Consider the following 17990-nt stretch of genomic DNA (forward strand, 5'->3'; position numbering starts at 1 on the left):
TGTAGAGAAATGGTGCCCCTCAGGCTCGACCACGCCGAAGCCGCGCACAGTCCAGCGCTTGCGGCGCCGCACTCATCGTCCGAATTTGGGCCTTTGCGCCGCTATTCGTGCTGTGGTGTAAGCGTTGGCGAACTCGGACTGGTCAATCGTGCCCCTCGTTAGGCTCTCATTGAGCTCGGTATAGATTCGCAACCCTTCGCCAGCCGCTACGGATTCCAACTGAGCACATTTCGTACCTAACAACTCGATAGCCACCCTCTCAAGGCGCTCATCCATGCGATCACCGTGATGAGACTCGACCAACAGCCTGTAAACCGCCCAGAGTCCCTTAGCGCTGGCCTTTGGCAAATGCCCCCTGAGTGCGGCGGCGATGATCAAAATGACAATGGTCTCAAGGGCCTGATCAGGGGCATCACTTTTCATGGCTGCTTTGACATGCCAGTGTCGCATCAGCGCTGCTAGCCCAATCTCAGGAAGCAAAGCCTGATCCACCAGAATACGTAGCACCGATGCTGCATGCCCCAACGCTTTCTCAAAGGTCGCGCGGTAATCCCAGAGCGCCGAGATTACTGAGATGAACCTGGGTTCTGCGTCAAGGATTTCTACGGCTTGACGTACGGTTCGTGCAGTAAAGGCAGCCGGGGGAAGCAGCCGCACAATCTCGGACAGCTGCACGATCACTCCGACCCTCCATTCGCACAGCTGCGCAATTTTGCCGGCTTTTTCAATGGGGGAGAGCTGCCCAACCTCTGTCAGTGCGGCCAGGACATCAAGCGTGCAGAAACCATCGACCTTGGAACCTGTGGCACAAAATATCCGCAGCGATTCGTCATCAGAATAGAGCCGGTACCGTTCCGGCTCTTTGCCGAGTATCTCCACGATTTCACTGTTGCTGCGCCCAATGACCCTGGCGGGCGATGCTTCGCTTGCCTCCTCTGGAGGGGAGGGCTGGAGGATCGAGGCTAGATGGGGTTTCAAGGCGTTCTGTAGCTCCAAGCATTTGCTTCGCTTTGGGCTTCCAAATACGGGGTTCGTGAACTCGGCGAGCTCCTCCATCGTGGCCCTGGCCACCGCAATTTGACCGAAGAAAGTGATGACGGCGTCGATCAGCCCCAAGTCGTTAAGGACTAACAGCGCTGTCCAATCCAGCAAAGGCACTCGCTTGCGCAGGGCATCGGCACCGATCGGTTGCCACCCCGTATCGTTGACCATCACCAAGTGATACTGGCGATCATCCCGGCTGGACACCTTGGCAACTTCCCACAGGTGCACAATATCGGAAATGTAAGACAGCACCAGTCGCGGGCGCCACGAGAAAGGGACGGTGTTTAATCCCTGCTGTAGGGATCGCTCCATCCGTTTCTGGAACGCTTCTCTGTCGGGCGTCATTCCAGTCAGTGCTTTCAGGCTTTCCACCAACTCCGTGCCAGAGGCGCCCTCTCGAATTTCGCCTCTCCAGAGCATCCGGGAATTCGGGAAATTCCTGAAAAATGCCTCAGCGCGTGTTCGGAACTGCTCTCTATCCCTGGCAAGGTCGATGTCACTGCGTCCCCCCAGTGTGCCGCTCAGGTGCATCATCAAGTAGGTGCCTTCCTGGCTCTCTACACTCTGATCCACCAATTCGCCTGCTCGTAGGGCTAGCTCCAGCAGCCGGTCGCTCGTTGGGTCGGAAAACTGGATGAGAAAGAACAGTAACTTCACGAACTCCAATTGTTCCCCTTTGGATCTCGCAGTTTCGAGCGCTCTTTCCGCTGCCTCCACGGCGTCATCGACGTAACCGCAACGTGTGGCAATCGTCGCATAGGTGTTCAGGGCCAGTGGGTCGTCAGATCCTGTGGCTACAATTTTCAACAACCGATCGCGGGCCTTTTCCGTTTCGCCCAAGTGATCAAGTGCCAACGCCTCGAAGGCCCCCATTCGATCACCAGGCTCAACCCGGACTCGATTGCTTTGACACAGCTCTACGAGGCCTTGCCAATCTTTCAAAGTCACCAAGGCCAACCCAAGCCGCGCAGCCACCGCAGGCGAGAGGACATAGTGCTCAGTGATCCTTTCGGAGAGTTGAACACACGCCTGCGCGCTTTGCGGATCGGTGGGGTCAAGCTCGTGGATGAGGGTGAGTGCAATACTGACGGGCCGATCCAGTTCCTCATACCTAACCTGCAGGGTCCTCAACGCCTCATCCTTGGCCAACCTGCTGATTTCCAACTGGAGGTAAAACTGTGCGAGGGCGGCTTCGGGGGCCAGAGCAGGATCTGCTTCGAGCAGCCCCATCCAATGGTTCACAAGGCCGGTCTGAACTGATTTGTGAGCCGAAATAGAGGCTGCGGTGACAGCCGACCCAAACAGGGGATGGCTGCGATCCACGTCACCGACGTATGCGCCAAAGCCTTGATAGCACGCCCGAAATTTACGGGTTTCATAGAGCAAAAGCGTGCTCCAGAGCTGCTTGTCAGGTGAGTCGGGCAACTGATCATTTGCCGACAACGCGAGGGTGAAGTCTGCCAACTGACCCGCAATGCCCCGTAAGACCTCATGGATATGGGGCAAGTCCGGACGCTTCTGCGCAGCATCCTTCAGGTCTGCAAGTATCGACTCTGCCTTGCCAAGGGCCGACGCTGTGGCCCCCCAGATGTCGACGAGCTGTTCTATGTTGGAACCCCAGCCAGATGCCTTTATGGACAGGACAGCATCGTTAATCGCAGCCCAGGCTTCCTCAAGCTTTTGAAGGTCTACACCCGGAAGACCTGCGGGTGGGATAGATTCACGTCGCGGCGTAGTGGCGGTGGCCACTGCGAGGGAAAATTTGGCTCGGGCCCTAAGCAACAGCAACAGTTCACGAATGTCATCGGACGCGTCACAGGCTGCAAGGCCCGCCTCGCAGTCCGTCAGGGCATTTTCCGGTTCTTCAGACAGCCAATGTGCAAACGCTCTGGCGAAAGACCGTTGAGGTTCCGCGAGCAAGTTCGCCTGCTCAACGGCCAACTCGTAATGCCCTTGCACGGCATGCAGCCGGGAGCGAATGGCAATGATGGCTGGGTCTTCACCCTCCAGTAGATCATTTAGCTCTGCAAGTGAGTCGCTATCGTTCTCGAATCGGATGCGGATCTCTGCTTCCACCTGGGCTGCTCGGAACTTGGGTAGCGGCGTTACCTCATACGCGTTCTGGTAGGAGGAGACCGCCGCTTGGTTATCTCCCGTTTGAACCTGCCAGTTGCCACGTAGGCGCCAATATTCTGCGCGCTCAAGGGTGACCGAGCCTTCGAGTTTTAGCTCTGCCTCATCGAGCTGAGTCTTCGCTCGATCCAGCGCAGTGACCCGTAGATATGCCTTGGCCTGAGTCAGGTTCCAGGCAAGCGTGTCCCGAGCTGGGTTGACCCAGTAGTCTTCCGTTGGGCCCGCCAAGGCGTTCATCAGTGCGGAGCCTCGTGCAGCCACACCTTTTACCACGCCCTGAACCAGGGTTAAGCGGTCATCTGCTTGCATCCCTGGGTGTGTTTGCTCTGCGCGCTCACTCAGGAAATGCCCCATGCGAGACAGTTCGTTCTGGTGGTGAATGTCCTCTGAGAGATCCGTAGCTCTTTTTAGTAAGTTCTTTGTGGGAGCACGAAGGGTGACGTATCTGCGTTCGGCGGACAGATCGTCGACCGAGATGCGACTCAGCTCATCCCTGAGCCAAACATAGAAAAGGGGGCAGTCGACAGGATCTTCGTTCACCGATAGGTCGCAGATCACCAAGAGCACCGGTTCTACGGCACGGGCGTAATAGCGGACAGTGGTGGCTTTCAGAGAGACCGAAATGTATTCGCCATCCGCCGTCAGGCTCGGAGAGCGGGTGCCTTTAAGTTGGATACGGAAAATATCCGTCGCGCGTTGATTCGGCGTGGTCTGCACTTGGAAGTCATAGCCATAGTCGTCAGTCCCTTCCAGGCTTTGCACTCGCCAATCCTTGGGATGTCGAGCCATCAGGCAACGTGTTGCATCGGCATTGATGTCGTGCTGATCACCCGTCCCAGGTAGAGGCCCGTCAACTGGCATGGTGCTTCCTCGGTATTATCAAAATGGGTGTTGTAGGCTTTAACGGCGTTCTGATGCAGCACTATTTGTCCTGAGTATACAGGCCGCCAAACCGCACTTGGGATCAGACTATGGGATCAATATCTCTGTATCTGGGGCTGTGAGTCAGGTTGGGTGCGTGCCTGTTTTGTACGAGACTGCCCAGAGTTTTTCCGAGGCCCGGCTCATCCAAAGCGCTCGGTAATGGCTTCCTGATGCCAGTCCGGTTACGCTGATGTGTATCAGGGAGGAGGCGCAATGAGTCAGTACCTTTTAAGTTTTGCCAGGCAGAACCTTGAGGGGCGTACTGATGCGTACCTGGTGCTTCTTTGGTGTATGTACCAGGCCAACCAAAGCAAGGGCCGCTATTCCGACCACATCAAGTCACACATCACCACGGCTTCGGATCAACTGCTGGGTCGCAACTACCAGCGGGTCGCTGCTCGCTTCAAGAAAGTGCTCGATAAAAGGCCTGAATTGGATCGGATACCCCCCTCGGGCTTGGGGGCGTTGGATTACCTGCGCGTCAGGAATTTCCGGGGCTTTGGCGAGTTTGGTGCCGACGACAAAGGCACGTTCATTCGATTCAGTAAGTTGAAAAACATTTTCTACGCACCCAATGGTGGCGGTAAATCATCGCTCTGTGAAGCCATCGAAATTTGCACCACTGGGGACATCAAGGAAGCCGCTAGGCGCAAGACCAAGGTCAAGCAGTACATTGCGCGAGGGGAAACCAAGCCCCAGCTCGCTCTCCTGGGAACGAATAAGCTCAAAATTGCGCCCAGTATCAGTTGGTCGAGCTGCTTTATTGATCGCAATCGCCTTCAGGAGTTTTCGCTCTTGGGCTCCAAAGACACAGGCAGTGGCGAAAGTGATGTGTTGGCGACCTTGTTCGGCCTGGAAGAGCTTCAGGAAGTCATATCTCGTTTCGTCCGCCCTGACAGCTTTACGCTCAAGGCATTCATGCGTGCCGACCAGGCCGAGGCCCTGACGAACCTTGAACGCGCTCGAACAGAACTTGGCCAACTGCGTAGCAAGCACAGGACAGATCTGTACGCTGCGATTTCGCAGACCTGTCAACTCTTGGGGCTGAGGGCCGATCAAGATTTCGAAATTCGTCCAAAGGTACAGCGGCTGCGCAAGACGATAGACATGCACATCCGTGGGGCAGAGCGACTGCGAGCAGCCAAAGCACCGGTGGTCATTCCCATCAAGCATGTTGCACGTACATCTGCCATCGCCAGGCGGTTGCTCAGCCGCAAGACGCAGGTCGAAACACTGTTTCTGCAAAGGGCCAGTGACGTTAACTATCGCGCTGTTTTTGAAGCCTTGGAAGCGTTGGAAGCCACCGAACAGCCGTCTGAGCAGACCTGTCCCGCCTGTTTGACGCCACTTGACCAAGTCACAGTGAACCCGTTTGAAAGGGCTCGTGATCAGATCAAAGCGCTCGAAGCTCTGGAGGCCCTGAAGCAATCCAAACTGAAAAATGACGCTCAAGTTGTCCTCTGGGCCTCAAGGATCGCGACTGGGATCAATTCCGTGAAGGCCAATGCCTATGCCGATATACCCTGCCCACTGGCGATGGACGCATTGGAAACGGTGCTCACAGAGTTCCATACGGCCACTGACCGCTCGACAGTGGCGGCGTCTGTCCTCAATGCTTTCATCGCGCTCTCTGCAGACAGCACTGCCCAGATCGAGGCCTATCTGCGTGCCTGCGAGCGCAAGCGACGGGAGGTTGATCAGGCGGAGGTTCAAGCGGCTCGTCTGGATGCACTTATCGAACACCTCAGGCAGGTCGATGAGTCGCTGAAACGACAGTTTGACCTCAAAACCCAGGCGCTAACCGAGTTCACAACCGCCAATGACAGGATGCTTGCACTGATAGGGCAGAGAACGGCTTTGCTCAACGATTCGGTGGATAACAGTCACTTCAACCAGTTGCTCAAGGATCTTGAGGCTGAATACCGAACGCTGTATGGCGACCTGCTGGACTACAAGCTAGATCTCGAGAAAGCGCGCATTACAGGGATCGAAGCCAAGGCTGCCGAGTATTACCGAGCGATCAATAACCATGATGACGACCATGAGCAGATAGAGACGCTGGCCTTTGAAAAGCTCACTGAGAGCTATCGGATCAAGATCACCAACATGGACGGATCTCTGCTGGATGCTTTTGCTGTGCTCAGCGAGGGGCATCTGAGAGCATTGGGCTTATCAATTCTCCTAGCGATGGCTGAGAAAAACAATTTTCCGCTCATTGTCTTTGATGACGTCGTCAATGCGATCGACACGGATCACCGATCCAACATCATTGATTTATTTTTTAATGATGCCTACCTGCGCCGGATCCAGATGGTGGTGACGACCCATGATCGTCTTTTCTGGGAGCGCTTCTGCATCATCGCTGACCGGCATCCTCAATCCGACCAGCACGCAAACCATGTGCTCAGCTACACGAACAAAGGCATCGTGGTCATTGATCATGCAGGCGGTTTTCAGAGAAAGGTGCACGTGGCGCTGTCGGTCTACGACGTTCGGCAAGCATTGCTGTATTGCCGGATCTGGTTCGAGTCCATGGTGCTGGAGTTCTGCATTGAAAACGGCGTCCAGGTCACCGCGAATTTCAACAAATCGCAGCTCAAGAAGAGTATGTACCTGCAGGTGAGCCTGGAACACACCTTCAAGCTGGTGGAGCCCTTCATTGACTACGACCTTTCGCATTTCAATTTCATCAAGAATGACTTGGTGAACTGGGGTGGCCAAAACCAGGAGCACCACGCCTTTGATGAAGGAAGCCTGAACTTTGTGCACTCCAAGACAAGTGGTGAGGTCCTGAAAATCTACGATGCCATCCGCTTTCTGGAATGCCAGCTCTTCATGGACAAAAAGAGAGAGTCAGGAGAAAGGTACCTTGCAGAGATGAATGAAAAAATCGAGAAGGGCCGCAGGAAATTGGTAGGACTCGCCAGGGCTCCGGAAGAGGTGCAGCAAGAACATCAGGCCGGGTTAAGGGCGCTGGAAAAGCGCGCCATTGAGCTCACCCAAGAGCTTCAGTTCATCGAGCGCTGCGTAGTGAGCGTTGCTGACCGCGAGCGAGCCAGGGATCTGCCAGCTGAGTTGTCGCCTACCTAGCCGTGTTGCAAGCCACCGTCTGGATGGTTGTTCGAATGATCAGTTTGAATCGCCCTGCGTTTTGTAGATACCTCGTTGCCTTAAACTGAGGCCGAGTACGAGGAGCCCTGAGCAATCCGGGTCTGGCTGAAAACACAACAGCGATAAAAGGGTGAATACGAGGGAGCGTCTTATGAGAGTTCAGAGCAACACAGCAGAAAGGCAAAGCCCGGTCGTTATTCATTGCCATGCCGCCGCCGTACCACGTCCAGACCTTCAATCTAGTATCGACGTACCTTGGTTGGTCATTGGTGCGAGTTCGAATCGCAACATGAGCCGGTCCCTTGAACACGTAGGCTGGAGGAGAGGAGGAGGGTGATGCTTGTTCGTGATAGGCTGATTTAGTCACGACGAACCTCCTTAGCTGTCAAGTCGGCCCCAAGCTGCCGAGGCACGTTGAGCGTTATGGCGGTTGGCCGACTCGGCTAGATAACGACTTGCATAACGACGTGGCATCGCCGAAGTCTCAGCCCAACCGCAGACTCGCCGGTTTGCCGTCACGTAGAGGTCGCCGTTCGCTCTGGATGTAGTGCTCGTAGACCTCATACAGCTGTGCAGAAATACCTACGGTTCGTCCGTGGGTTTTCAGCGCAGGCTCTTCAGCACGCGGGTCGGCGGGGTCATGTTCGCGGTCATTGATGGTGACATAGGCGTGCTGAGAACCTTGGTTGATATCCGTGGTATAGAGCTTCAGAAGCTCTCCACGACGATACCGGTCTCCAGCAACAATTCAATCATTAGCCAATTGCGCAACTGCAATCTTTCCGGAAACGGATTCTCCGCGGCTCCCGGGCGAATCAGTGTACGAACAATCTGGAGTTGCGTATCTGTCAGGCTGCGGTAACGCGTGCGGTCGGGATGAGCATTGATGATACGGCTCTCAAAGCGCCGTTCAATGACGTCGGCAACATCGGCAAACGCAACGTCAAGACTAGCTAGGGCGCTCAAGTTTTGACGGGCACGCGGGATGTATCGGGTGACACACCAGGACAGGTACTGCTTCAGCAACCGCAGGTACTGGTCACGGGTACGCGGATCGATCTGCGGAAAAAATGCCGTTTCAGCTTTGCCGATTCGGGCGACCAGGTTGTCGGCTTGACGGCCGCTTTGGAGCCAGATGGCGTAACCGTCCAGTAAAGCCAGAATCGACTCGAAGTGGCAGGCCAAGTTTGAGTTGAACGTAGATGAACGGAATGACTATGGGCAAAGGCGCTGCGTTACCAGCTTGCACGAGCAGCGGTACACGCTGACCTGAAGAGAAACGACACTGAATCAGCTTCATCGGCAGCCACCTCATTCAATGACTCGCCATGAACACGAAGGACATGGCCCGTTGAGAGAGTGGACGTCAGAAACGGATTTGTCGAATCAGTGGCTTAGGCAGCTCATGAACATCTATGACATGACCTGTCATTTAACATAATATACATTATGTGAACCATCATATACGCCCACGGGGATGTCTGCCGGTCAGATTCAAAGCCAGGCCACTCCCTTTTGAGCCTCAACAATCACCAGGTCCAGTTACCTGCTTGGCTTGCTAATGTCGCTCAAGGTGAATACGCCCTGTGATCCGCACACCGCCGCGTCCAGTGCATCCTGCATCCGTTAATGCCGAACGCGCGCTGATCCGGATCGATTCAGAAAACTTCGTGACGTGATGCTGCCGCCAGTCTCATGCAGCTAACGATTGCAGGTAATCGCTTTGCGCGAGCTCTCGTGCAGTCTGAGCAATTTTCTTGCCCATCCGGTGCCAAGCTGAGCTGTGTTTGTTTGGAGATGACTTGAAGCAACGGCCACAGATAATCCCCAGCAACGCTGAGCTGAATCGTGCGCGCTGAATCTTGGATGCCTTTGTGATGCTGTCTTAGCCAGGCCTTTATAAAGTCCGTAATTTCATCGGTGGCGCCTGAGGTTTGCTCAGGCATGGCAATCACATCATTCAACGAATGCGCCTGCATCAAGCCTCAGATATTCAGGCGTTTTAACCGCATTTTGGGTGATTCGGTCAGGCCAATCCCTCGAGGATTCAGCCTCAATCTGGCGGAAACTCGTAGCGGCCCTAACCTCTCTGTTAGTCTTGATAAATAACCAAAAAACATAACTAAACTAAATGACTATTTAGTTGAGTTATATTAATTCCCCCGCATTTCTCATCACCACACTCCTCCTCCCATCCCGCTTTCATTTCACCAACCGCACTTCCTTCGAAGGCCTGTAGCCAAAATACGAGCTGTAGCACTTGCTGAAGTGGCTGGGTGAGACAAAGCCGCAGGCGACGAGTACGTCGACTTGAGACAGTTCGGTGTGCTGCAGCAATCGGCGGGCTTCGGTGATGCGCAGTTCCAGGTAGTAGCGTTGTGGTGTGGTGCCCAACTGCTCTTTGAACAGGCGTTCGAGTTGTCGGCGTGAGCGCCCTACGTAGGTGGCGAGTTGGGTCAGTTCCAGGGGTTCTTCGAGGTTGGCGTCCATGAGTTTCACGACTTCGCGCAAGGGTGCGCTCAGGCAGATGTTTTCAGTGGGTTTGATGCGCCGGTAGCGGGACTCTTCGAAGGCCAGGATGTCTTCGATGCCTTCGACCAGGGCCTTGTCGTGCAGGGTTTTGATCCAGTCCAGGGCCATGTGGAAGGCGCCGGAGGGGCTGGATGCGGTCAGTCGGTCACGATCGATGACGTAGGGTTCGCTGCTGACTTGGGTGGCTTTGCAGAACTCTGCCAGCGCCGGGCGATGCTCGGGGTGGATGGCGCAGCGGTAGCCTTCCAGCACCCCGGCCCGACCGAGGAACCAGGCGCCGTTCCATAAGCCGGCGAGGCTGATGCCCAGGTCGGCAGCGGTTTTCAGCAACTGGATAAACAACTCCGAGGCCTTGAGTTCAGTGCGGTAGCCGCCGCAGATGACCAACAGGTCCAGGTCTTTGATGGCCGCGCCATCGATACGCGCGTCCGGGCGGATGACCAGGCCCAGGTCGCTGATGACTTCGCTCTCATCCAGGCCGAAGGTGCGTGCGGCGAACAGTTGGGGCCGCAGTAGATTGGCGGTGACTATCGTGTCCAGCATCTGGGTAAACGCCGGTAGGGAGAAATGCTCCAGCAGCACGAAGCCGGCCTGAAGGGTTTGACGAGCTTCGCCAGGCTGCTCATTCAGGTAGCGCAGGTTTTTACCCTTCATGCCGCCGCTAAATTGGCGTCGTTGGATCACGGTTCAAGCACTCTATTGCGTTGACGAGCCTCCAGTTTGATACGTTTTCCATGCCCACTACCAGCGATGAACAGCCCCCTTGCTGCAGTTCCCCACAGAGACAGTTGCACGCTTCCGAGGAAGACCTGGGCACCGCCCTCCTCGGCCATACCGCTAAACACTGAGTGAGGGAACCTCCCCAAGTCCTGACCGTCGCCCCGGCGGATAGCCCAAACCGCCCCGCGCAATGCGGGGGCGCGTTGCAGGAAAATAGTTTTATCCGGAAAAATAATTTAACCGGACAAGTATTTTTGCCCGACAGCCAATGCGCTATTCTTGCGGCCTTTCCCCTCCTCCCACGTGCCCAAGGATCTTCAGTGAGCGGACTACGCGAACGCCAGAAAGCCCAACGCCGCCAGGCCATCAGCCAGGCCGCCATCGAACTGTTCGAACGCCAGGGTTTCCAGAGCACCACCATCGAGCAGATCGCCGGCCAGGCCGGGGTTTCCGCGCCCACGGTGTTCAAGTACTTCGGCAACAAACAGGAAATCCTCCTGGAGATCCTCCGCGAAGCCGATCAGCGTGCCCTGCGCGACACCCGCAGCCTGATTCCGCAACTGGACGACCCGGTCGACACCCTGTGCTACCTGGAGAAGCTGCTCACGGGTTATGCCCTGGATGTGATGCAACCGGCGCTGTGGCGCGAGTTGCTGCCGCTGATCCTGTTTGGCGGCGACAGTGAACTGCCGGAAGGCTACCGGGCGATGAACGAGGCCCTGCGTGCGGAAATCAGTGGTTTGCTGCGCGAACTGCAACAGGCCGGCAAGCTGCGCGCCGACCTTGACGTCGACCTGGCGGCCTACCTGCTCAACGACTACTCCCACCTGCAACTGTTGCGCCTGGTCAGCCAGGACCCGCCGGACGTCGAGTCTCACTCCAGCCAGGTGCGGCGCATCACTGCCCTGCTGTTCCAGGGCATGCGCGCCTGACCCCGATTCAATAGAAGCGGTAGCAGCGAATCAGCACCTCGCTGGCACTGGGGTAATGCACCAAGCCGATAAAGCTGGTGCGCACCAGCCACTCCAGGCGCCCCTTGGGCACCTGGAAACGCGGGGTGCAGGTGCAGTGATACTGATCCTCGGGCAGCGGCCACTGACCTTGGCGCTCCAGTTGCCGGCCACGCTCGGTGAGGGTCAGTAGCCCCAGGTTATGAAGATTGATCAGCTCGCCCTGGGTGGTGCGCAGGCTGTAGCGGGCATCCAGTTCCCCTGTGCCGTCCGGGCGCTGCAGATAAAAGTCGGCGCCGCCCGGCAGGACCTGCCCCTCCAGGTCGAGCCCGGAAAACTCACCGCCGATGATCGGGTAGTTGCTGCGCAGGCCGCCCTGGCTGTCGCCCAGCCTTTGCTCGGGGCCGATCTCGACGCGCAGGCTCAGGACCCGTTGCAGGTTCGGCGCCACGCCCATGGCCCGGGATTGTCTGTTCACGGCATTCACTCCTGAGGGCCCCGGCCAGTGCCGGGGCCCGCGGTTTCAACGGCTGGTCTTGATCGTGGTCCAGGTACGGGTGCGGATGCGTTCCACCGCCGCCGGCACCGGCTCCAGAGGGAACAGGGTCTTGAGTGCCGCCTCCGGGACATACATGTTCGGGTTGTTGCGGATCGCCGCATCCACCAGCACGGTGGAGTCTTTGTTGGGGTTGGGGTAGCCGATGCGGTTACTGATCAGGGCGATCACGTCCGGGCGCAGGATGTAGTTGATAAAGGCATGGGCCTGCTCGGCATGGGGCGCGTTGATCGGCACCACCATCACGTCCGACCACATCGGTGCGCCTTCCCTGGGCAAGGCCATTTCCACGTTCACCCCTTTGCCGGCGGCATCCGCCAGTTGCTTGGCCAGGGCCACCCCGCCGGACCAGCCCACCGCCACGCAGATTTCGCCGTTGGCCAGGTCCATGCCGTAGCGCGAGGAATTGAAATAGGTGATATAGGGGCGAATCTTGGCCATGGCGGCCTGGGCCTTGGGGTAGTCCTCGCGCTTCTGGCTGTTGGGGTCCAGGCCCTGGTAATGCAAGGCAATGGGCACGATCTCGTTGGCAGCATCGAGGAAACCGACGCCACAACCGGCCAGTTTCGACAGGTTTTCTTCCTTGAAGATCATGTCCCAGGTGTTCATCTGCACGTCCTTGCCAAACACCTGCTGGACCTTGTCGACGTTGTAGCCGATCAAGGTGGTGCCCCACAGATAAGGCACGGCGTAGCGGTTGCCCGCATCGCCCACGGCTTCCAGGGAGGTCATGAACTGTGGGTCCAGGTGCGGCCAGTTGGGCAACTGCTGGCGGTCCAGGGGCTGGATCGCCTTGGCCGCGATCAAGTGGCTGATGTTGGAGCTGCTGGGGAACACCACGTCGTAGCCGGAGTTGCCGGTCAGCAGCTTGGATTCCAGGGTCTCGACACTGTCGAAGACGTCGTACACCGGGCGGATGCCGGTCTCTTGCTCAAAGCTCTTGAGCACTTCGGCGGGCAGGTACTCGATCCAGTTGTAGATCCGCACCGTGGGTTGCTCGGCCAGGGCCGGAGCAGCCCCCAGCAAACCCAGGGCTACGCCCAACAGGGTGTTACGCAAATGCTTGTTCATGGTGCAGGACTCCTACGCGGCCGCGTTGGCACGCGACATCAGTAGCGGTAGGTGAAATAGAGTTCAAGGGCGCTGAAGGTCTGGTCATCGCCAAACACTTGCTTGGCGGCGGCCAGGGGCTTGACCCAGTTATAGGACAGCGAGGTGTAGAACGATGGCGTCGGGGTCCAGTCGAGGAACACCACACTCTCGTCGGCAAAACGCCGATCGCTGACCGGCACGCCCTGGTAGTTTTTTTCGTCGAGCCAGAACTGGTAGTGGATCGCGCCCAGGGTCAGGGTCTCGCTGACGTGGGTCTTCAGGGAAAACTGCTGGACGTTCTCGTTGCTGTTGAACAACAGGTAGTTGCCCACCACATCCCCCACCAGCCAGGTGCCCCAGTCGGTAAAGCCCTTGCTCAGCGGGTCCCAGGATGTCTGCCGGTTGTCCGCCAGGTTGTCATCGCCGGAGAAGCTGGCGTAGCGGTAGCCGAGGATCGGCGTCAGCGGCAGGCCGTTGAAGGCGTAGTCGGCTTGGGCGTACCAGGCCTTGGCGTCGTACTCGGTGCCCTCGCCGCTGCCCCGCTCCAAGGCGTATTCGCCATTCAGGGTCAGCGCCGGCAGGCCCGGCACCACGGCTTTCAAGGCCCGCAGGTTGTACACCCGCATGCCGTCGCGGCGGGAAGTCGTGCTGCCACGGGGCGCCAGAGAGTCCACCTGCAAGGCCATGGCCCCCAGCGTCACCTGGTCGTCGAGGTTGTAGTCGAGGTTGACCCCGCTCAGGCGGAAATCCCCCAGGTCGTCGTCGGTGCGCAAGGTGAAGCCCTGGGCCTTGAGCGGGCCGTGGTCCCAGGCGAGGATCGCCGAATCCTTGAACGCGGTGCGCGGGCCAAGCCAGTAGGCGCCGTCCTTGAGCTGGTCGAGGTTGCCGTCCATGACGATGAAGCCATTGCCCACCAGGTAGTTCTGCCGGCCGACGGTGAACTTCCATTCGCCGGCGCGGAACCCGGCGAACAGTTCTTCGGCCGCCACCTTGCCATCTGAGCTGCGGGTGTAGCCGCCGGCATCGCCGTCGCCCAGGGTGGTCGCGGCCACCAGGGAACCACCGGCCAGCAGGCTGAAGTCCGGTTGCAGGGCGTAATCCAGGGTGATGCCGGGCTTGACGTAGAACTCTTGCCAACTGATGCGGCTGCCGCCGTTTTCACGGCTGCGCTGATCGACTCGGCCGCTGCCGAAGTTCACCTGGCGGGTGGTGAGGGTGGCGCCGCCGACGGTGAGGTTGACCTCGCCCTTGAGGTCGCCGTCTTCGAAGCTGTAGCCGGCCAGCGCCGTCTGGGCGGCCAGGGGCAAGCCGAGGGCCAGCAGCCCCCGGGCAATACGGGTCGTGGGAAACATGGTGGAGCTCCTGTCTGGTTTTTGTTGTTACAGGGCAGTGAAAGGCGACGCAGGACGCCGCCAAGACCGGGCCAGGCCCGGTCGGGTGCAACGCAAAATTCTTATGGTGGGTGGGCTTCAGCGCCCGAGATGCTCGGCGATGGCCCGCAGCATGCGCACGCTGTCGGCATCGACCTCGCTCACGGCATCGGGCAGTGACGACTGCTTGACGATCACCACCTTGGAGGCGCGGTCGATAAACAGGTATTGGCCGTGAATGCCGCCGGCCATGAGGGCCTGGCGCAAGTCGTTGAACACGTACCACTGGCTGCGGTAGGAGGCGCCAGGGGTCCACTGGGAAAACTCGGCGTTGGCCGCGTAGATCGCCGGGTCGGCGCCGGCGGCAATGCGCTCGACGGTGTCCCGGGCCAAGAGTTGCTGGCCGTCGTGGCGCCCCTCGTTGGCCAGCAGACGGCCAAAGCGCCCCATGTCCCGCAGGGTCGCGTTGAAACCGGCACCGGCCACGCTGCGGCCCCAGGGGTCGGCCATGAAATAGCCGTCGCGCTCGCAGCCCAGGCGGCTCCAGATGTTTTGCAGCAGGGCCTCGCAGGGTTGCCCCGAGGCCCGCTCCATGACCCAGGCCAAGGCCTCGGTGGTGGCGGTGACGTAATGGAAGAAGCCGCCGTGCTCGACATTTTTCTGCAGGGACGGCAGGTACTGGTAAAGAGACTCGAAGCGCGCATATTCCGCTGGTGCCGGCTGGAAGCCACAGGCATAGCCGTATTGCGAACTTTCCGAATCGGGGTCGTCGTAGACCTCGCTGTAGCCAACGCCCACGGCCATGTCGAACAACTGGCGCAGGGTGGCGTCGGCAAAGGCGCTGCCGGCCAGTTCCGGCACGTAATGTACGGCGTTCAATTGCGGGTCCAGCAGGCCCTCGCTGACCAACTGTTCGCCCAGGGTGCCGATCAGCGACTTGGTCACCGAGAACATCACATGCCGGTCTCGGGGGCCCTGGCCATTGAAGTAGCGCTCGAACAGCACTTCATCGTCGCGCAGCACCAGAAAACCGTCGGTGTGGCTGGCGTGCAAGTGCTCCAGCACGCTAATGTCCTGGCCGCTCGTGCTGCGAAAGTGCACCTGATCGAGGCCCTGGGGCGCCGCGCGCAGCGGGCTTTGTGCGGCGCGCCCGGCTTGCACCTCAATGCTCGGGCGCAGCCGCGCCAGGTTGCGAAAGCCCCACTGGTTGTACGGCGGGCGCATCCAGTTGTGCCAGGTCACCCGCTGTTCCCGGGGCGCGGGAAAGCCCTGCATCAACAAGGATGCCGAGGAAAATGGGGTGGATGCCGCGTTGGCGTGGAGGGGGTGGCTGACTGGGGTGGACGAGGTGTGCTGACTCATCGGGTTGAACTCGGAAAATGACTCTGCGTGACAGCAGATGCGCAGAAATAATTAACCAAGACAAATTGTTTAGTCAATAAAATATTTTACAGGCGAACTTATGCTTCATCCGTTGCGGCGCAAGCACACCCCTGAAAAGACTTGCCAGCGCCCTGCCCCGGATTGCCCGGGCCCAGGCGCGGCCTGTGTCAGCGCGGCTTAGCGCCCATCAGGAACATGTCCACGGCACGCTCCACCATCCCTTGCACCTGGAGCAGATCCAGCGGCGCGGGGGCCTGCTGAAACACCCGAGCGTCGTTTTCCGCGGTCAGCAGGGCGAGGAACTGCTGCGCACACAGGTGCGGGTCGGCTTGGCGCAGCGTCCCCTGTTGCATGGCCTCAGCCATCAGGGTGGCCAGGCGGTTGATGCATTCGCTGGGCCCCGACTCGTAGAACAAGTGGCCAATCTCGGAGCGCCCGGCTTCGGCGATCACCATGCGATACACCGCCAGGGCGGTGCCGTCGTTGGTCAGCACCATCAGCATGCGTTCGCCAAAACGGCTCAGGACCTGCGCCAGGCAGCGATCACTGTCCTGCACCAGGTCCGCCACGGCTTCGGACAAATGGGCGGTGGCGTATACCCGGACCACCGCGCCAAACAATTCTTCCTTGGACGGAAAATAGCCGTAAAGCGTTGTTTTAGAGCCCCCACAACGCTTCGAGACTTCATTCATGGACGCCCGTTCGTAACCCATTTCGAGGAACACGCTGGCGGCGGCCTCGATGATGGCCACCCGACGCGCCTCGGTTCGCATCTTCATTGCGACTCCTAAAGTAAACCGACCTGTACACTTTTTCTTGACAAGACCGGTCGGCAAATTAAAACTGCACCGCACTGTACGCTTTAGTCGATAACGACCGCCCGCCATTGTAAAGGGATGTCACGGCAGAAGCGCCCTCAGTGCACCCCATAGCCCAGCACCCTACGCCGGCACCCGGCCAGAGGAGTGAACCCCATGCCCACCGCCCAGCTGCGCAAGGTCTTGACCCTGATTGTGCGCATCGACAAGGCGCGCCTGCTGGGCCCGTGTCGCGACGGTTTACGCAGCAACAACACAATCCTCGGTGGTGAGTTCCATGGCCACGACCTGCGCGGCGAGGTGCTGCCCGGCGGCGCGGACTTTTTTGTCGAGCGTGGCGACGGCCTCGCCCACTTGAGCACGCGCTACAGCCTGCTGACCGACGACGGCACCCTGATCAACCTGCTCAACGACGGCCTGCTGGTGCTGGACGCCACGGGCCAGGCGTTGCTTCAGGAAGGCTGCTGGCCCCTACCGCCCCAGCATTATCGCTGCCGTTGCAGCCCGCGTTTCCAAGTGCCCCGGGGGCGTTACGAGTGGCTGGAGCAGGACCTATTTATTGGCCATATCGAATACCTGGAAGCCGATGATCTGTTGATCAACGTCTACGCCCTGGATGGCTGAACCCTGGCGGCCTTAGCGCCGGCCCGCCGTGCATTCCCTGCTCCCTTCTAGCGTCCGAGGATCACCCCCATGCGTCACGCCCTCCCCTTGCTGCTGTGCGCCACCCTGGCCGGCTGTGCCGGTACCCAACCCCATCCGTATGCCGACCTGCCGGCGAGCCGCGAGTTGCGCCTGAACACCCAGGACCCTTCCGGGCGGATTCCCTACCGCTACTCGGCGTACGTGGACTGGAAAACCTACCGCAACGTGATCCTCGACCCGGTGGTGGTCTACCAGGGTGCCGACCATCAGTTCAACGCGATCAATGCCAATGAGCGGCTGATCCTGGCGCGCTACATGGACCAGCAATTCGCCGACACCCTGCAAGGGCGGTTCAAGCCGGTGCAGCGCCCTGCCCCGCGAACCCTGAGGATTCGCCTGACCCTTACCGGCGCCGAGCGCACCACGCCCTACCTGGGCACCTTTTCGCGCTTCGACCTGGCGGGCGGTCCCTACAACTTGGTGCAGACTCTGCGTGGCAACAAGGGTTCGTTCACCGGTTCGGTGAGTTATTCGGTGGAGGTCTACAACGCCTACACCAACCGCCTGCTGGACAGCTACGTGACCAAGCAATACCCCAGCCCCCTGGACATCGGCGCCACCCACGGCGACCTGACCGCGGCCAAGGCCGGCATCGACAAGGGCGCGCAGATGATGCTTGCGCAGTTCAAGTAACACGGGGTCAAGGCAGGAG

General features: G+C 58.9%; 13 protein-coding genes. 4 read left to right on the plus strand and 9 right to left on the minus strand.

The genetic code is table 11. The annotated features are described in order from the left end of the window. Positions 1-72: 72 nt before the first annotated feature. Entirely contained in the window at positions 73-3939 is a 3867-nt protein-coding gene (locus M1B35_RS13925; RefSeq protein WP_425273409.1) for a DUF4365 domain-containing protein, read from the minus strand. Positions 3940-4314: 375 nt separating this feature from the next. Here M1B35_RS13925 and M1B35_RS13930 point away from each other — a divergent pair, with 375 nt between their 5' ends. Continuing rightward, the gene (locus M1B35_RS13930) at positions 4315-7191 is read left to right on the plus strand and encodes an AAA family ATPase (RefSeq protein WP_268262233.1); all 2877 of its coding nucleotides are present in this window, start codon (positions 4315-4317) and stop codon (positions 7189-7191) included. Between the two features lie 729 nt (positions 7192-7920). Here the strand turns inward: M1B35_RS13930 and M1B35_RS13935 are convergent. The 3 genes from M1B35_RS13935 to M1B35_RS13945 form a co-directional block, all read right to left on the minus strand. After that, a complete protein-coding gene (locus M1B35_RS13935) occupies positions 7921-8397 on the minus strand; it encodes a hypothetical protein (protein WP_268262234.1) in 477 nt (158 codons plus the stop codon). A gap of 473 nt (positions 8398-8870) precedes the next feature. Next, on the minus strand, positions 8871-9176 hold the full coding sequence (locus M1B35_RS13940; RefSeq protein ID WP_268262235.1) for a hypothetical protein: 306 nt from the start codon (positions 9174-9176) through the stop codon (positions 8871-8873). A 238-nt stretch (positions 9177-9414) separates the two neighbouring features. Continuing rightward, complete coding sequence (locus tag M1B35_RS13945) at positions 9415-10398, minus strand: GlxA family transcriptional regulator (protein WP_268262236.1); 984 nt, start codon at positions 10396-10398, stop codon at positions 9415-9417. A 386-nt stretch (positions 10399-10784) separates the two neighbouring features. On the opposite strand from M1B35_RS13945, the gene M1B35_RS13950 reads away from it, so the two are divergent. Further along, positions 10785-11396, plus strand: a complete 612-nt coding sequence (locus tag M1B35_RS13950) for a TetR/AcrR family transcriptional regulator (RefSeq protein WP_123333168.1) — start codon at positions 10785-10787, stop codon at positions 11394-11396. Between the two features lie 7 nt (positions 11397-11403). Here M1B35_RS13950 and M1B35_RS13955 read toward each other — a convergent pair whose 3' ends face one another. The 5 genes from M1B35_RS13955 to M1B35_RS13975 all read right to left on the minus strand — a co-directional run bounded on the left by M1B35_RS13955 (position 11404) and on the right by M1B35_RS13975 (position 16594). After that, the gene (locus M1B35_RS13955; protein ID WP_341870147.1) at positions 11404-11892 is read right to left on the minus strand and encodes a DUF3237 domain-containing protein; all 489 of its coding nucleotides are present in this window, start codon (positions 11890-11892) and stop codon (positions 11404-11406) included. A gap of 45 nt (positions 11893-11937) precedes the next feature. Next, the gene (locus M1B35_RS13960) at positions 11938-13041 is read right to left on the minus strand and encodes a polyamine ABC transporter substrate-binding protein (protein ID WP_268262237.1); all 1104 of its coding nucleotides are present in this window, start codon (positions 13039-13041) and stop codon (positions 11938-11940) included. A gap of 38 nt (positions 13042-13079) precedes the next feature. Next, positions 13080-14414, minus strand: coding sequence for an alginate export family protein (locus tag M1B35_RS13965; protein ID WP_268262238.1), 1335 nt, complete (start codon positions 14412-14414; stop codon positions 13080-13082). Between the two features lie 117 nt (positions 14415-14531). After that, entirely contained in the window at positions 14532-15794 is a 1263-nt protein-coding gene (locus tag M1B35_RS13970) for a serine hydrolase domain-containing protein (protein WP_425273410.1), read from the minus strand. A 188-nt stretch (positions 15795-15982) separates the two neighbouring features. Next, positions 15983-16594: a TetR/AcrR family transcriptional regulator gene (locus M1B35_RS13975; protein ID WP_268262239.1), complete on the minus strand. Its 612-nt coding sequence runs from the start codon at positions 16592-16594 to the stop codon at positions 15983-15985. Positions 16595-16789: 195 nt separating this feature from the next. On the opposite strand from M1B35_RS13975, the gene M1B35_RS13980 reads away from it, so the two are divergent. Further along, positions 16790-17257, plus strand: a complete 468-nt coding sequence (locus tag M1B35_RS13980) for a DUF3237 domain-containing protein (protein WP_268262240.1) — start codon at positions 16790-16792, stop codon at positions 17255-17257. Between the two features lie 69 nt (positions 17258-17326). Continuing rightward, positions 17327-17971 (plus strand): DUF3313 domain-containing protein, encoded by a 645-nt coding sequence (locus tag M1B35_RS13985; RefSeq protein ID WP_268262241.1) that lies wholly within the window; start codon positions 17327-17329, stop codon positions 17969-17971. Positions 17972-17990: the final 19 nt, after the last annotated feature.

The sequence above is a fragment of the Pseudomonas morbosilactucae genome, from assembly GCF_023241665.1.
GTDB classification, from domain to species: Bacteria; Pseudomonadota; Gammaproteobacteria; order Pseudomonadales; family Pseudomonadaceae; genus Aquipseudomonas; species Aquipseudomonas morbosilactucae.

What these genes read in the sequence shown, in the direction of transcription:
- M1B35_RS13960 (WP_268262237.1), bottom strand. Translation starts at nt 13,041, where the DNA reads ATGAACAAGCATTTGCGTAACACCCTGTTGGGCGTAGCCCTGGGTTTG.
- M1B35_RS13980 (WP_268262240.1), top strand. Translation starts at nt 16,790, where the DNA reads ATGCCCACCGCCCAGCTGCGCAAGGTCTTGACCCTGATTGTGCGCATC.
- M1B35_RS13985 (WP_268262241.1), top strand. Translation starts at nt 17,327, where the DNA reads ATGCGTCACGCCCTCCCCTTGCTGCTGTGCGCCACCCTGGCCGGCTGT.
- M1B35_RS13965 (WP_268262238.1), bottom strand. Translation starts at nt 14,414, where the DNA reads ATGTTTCCCACGACCCGTATTGCCCGGGGGCTGCTGGCCCTCGGCTTG.
- M1B35_RS13930 (WP_268262233.1), top strand. Translation starts at nt 4,315, where the DNA reads ATGAGTCAGTACCTTTTAAGTTTTGCCAGGCAGAACCTTGAGGGGCGT.
- M1B35_RS13975 (WP_268262239.1), bottom strand. Translation starts at nt 16,594, where the DNA reads ATGAAGATGCGAACCGAGGCGCGTCGGGTGGCCATCATCGAGGCCGCC.
- M1B35_RS13970 (WP_425273410.1), bottom strand. Translation starts at nt 15,794, where the DNA reads ATGAGTCAGCACACCTCGTCCACCCCAGTCAGCCACCCCCTCCACGCC.
- M1B35_RS13945 (WP_268262236.1), bottom strand. Translation starts at nt 10,398, where the DNA reads ATGAAGGGTAAAAACCTGCGCTACCTGAATGAGCAGCCTGGCGAAGCT.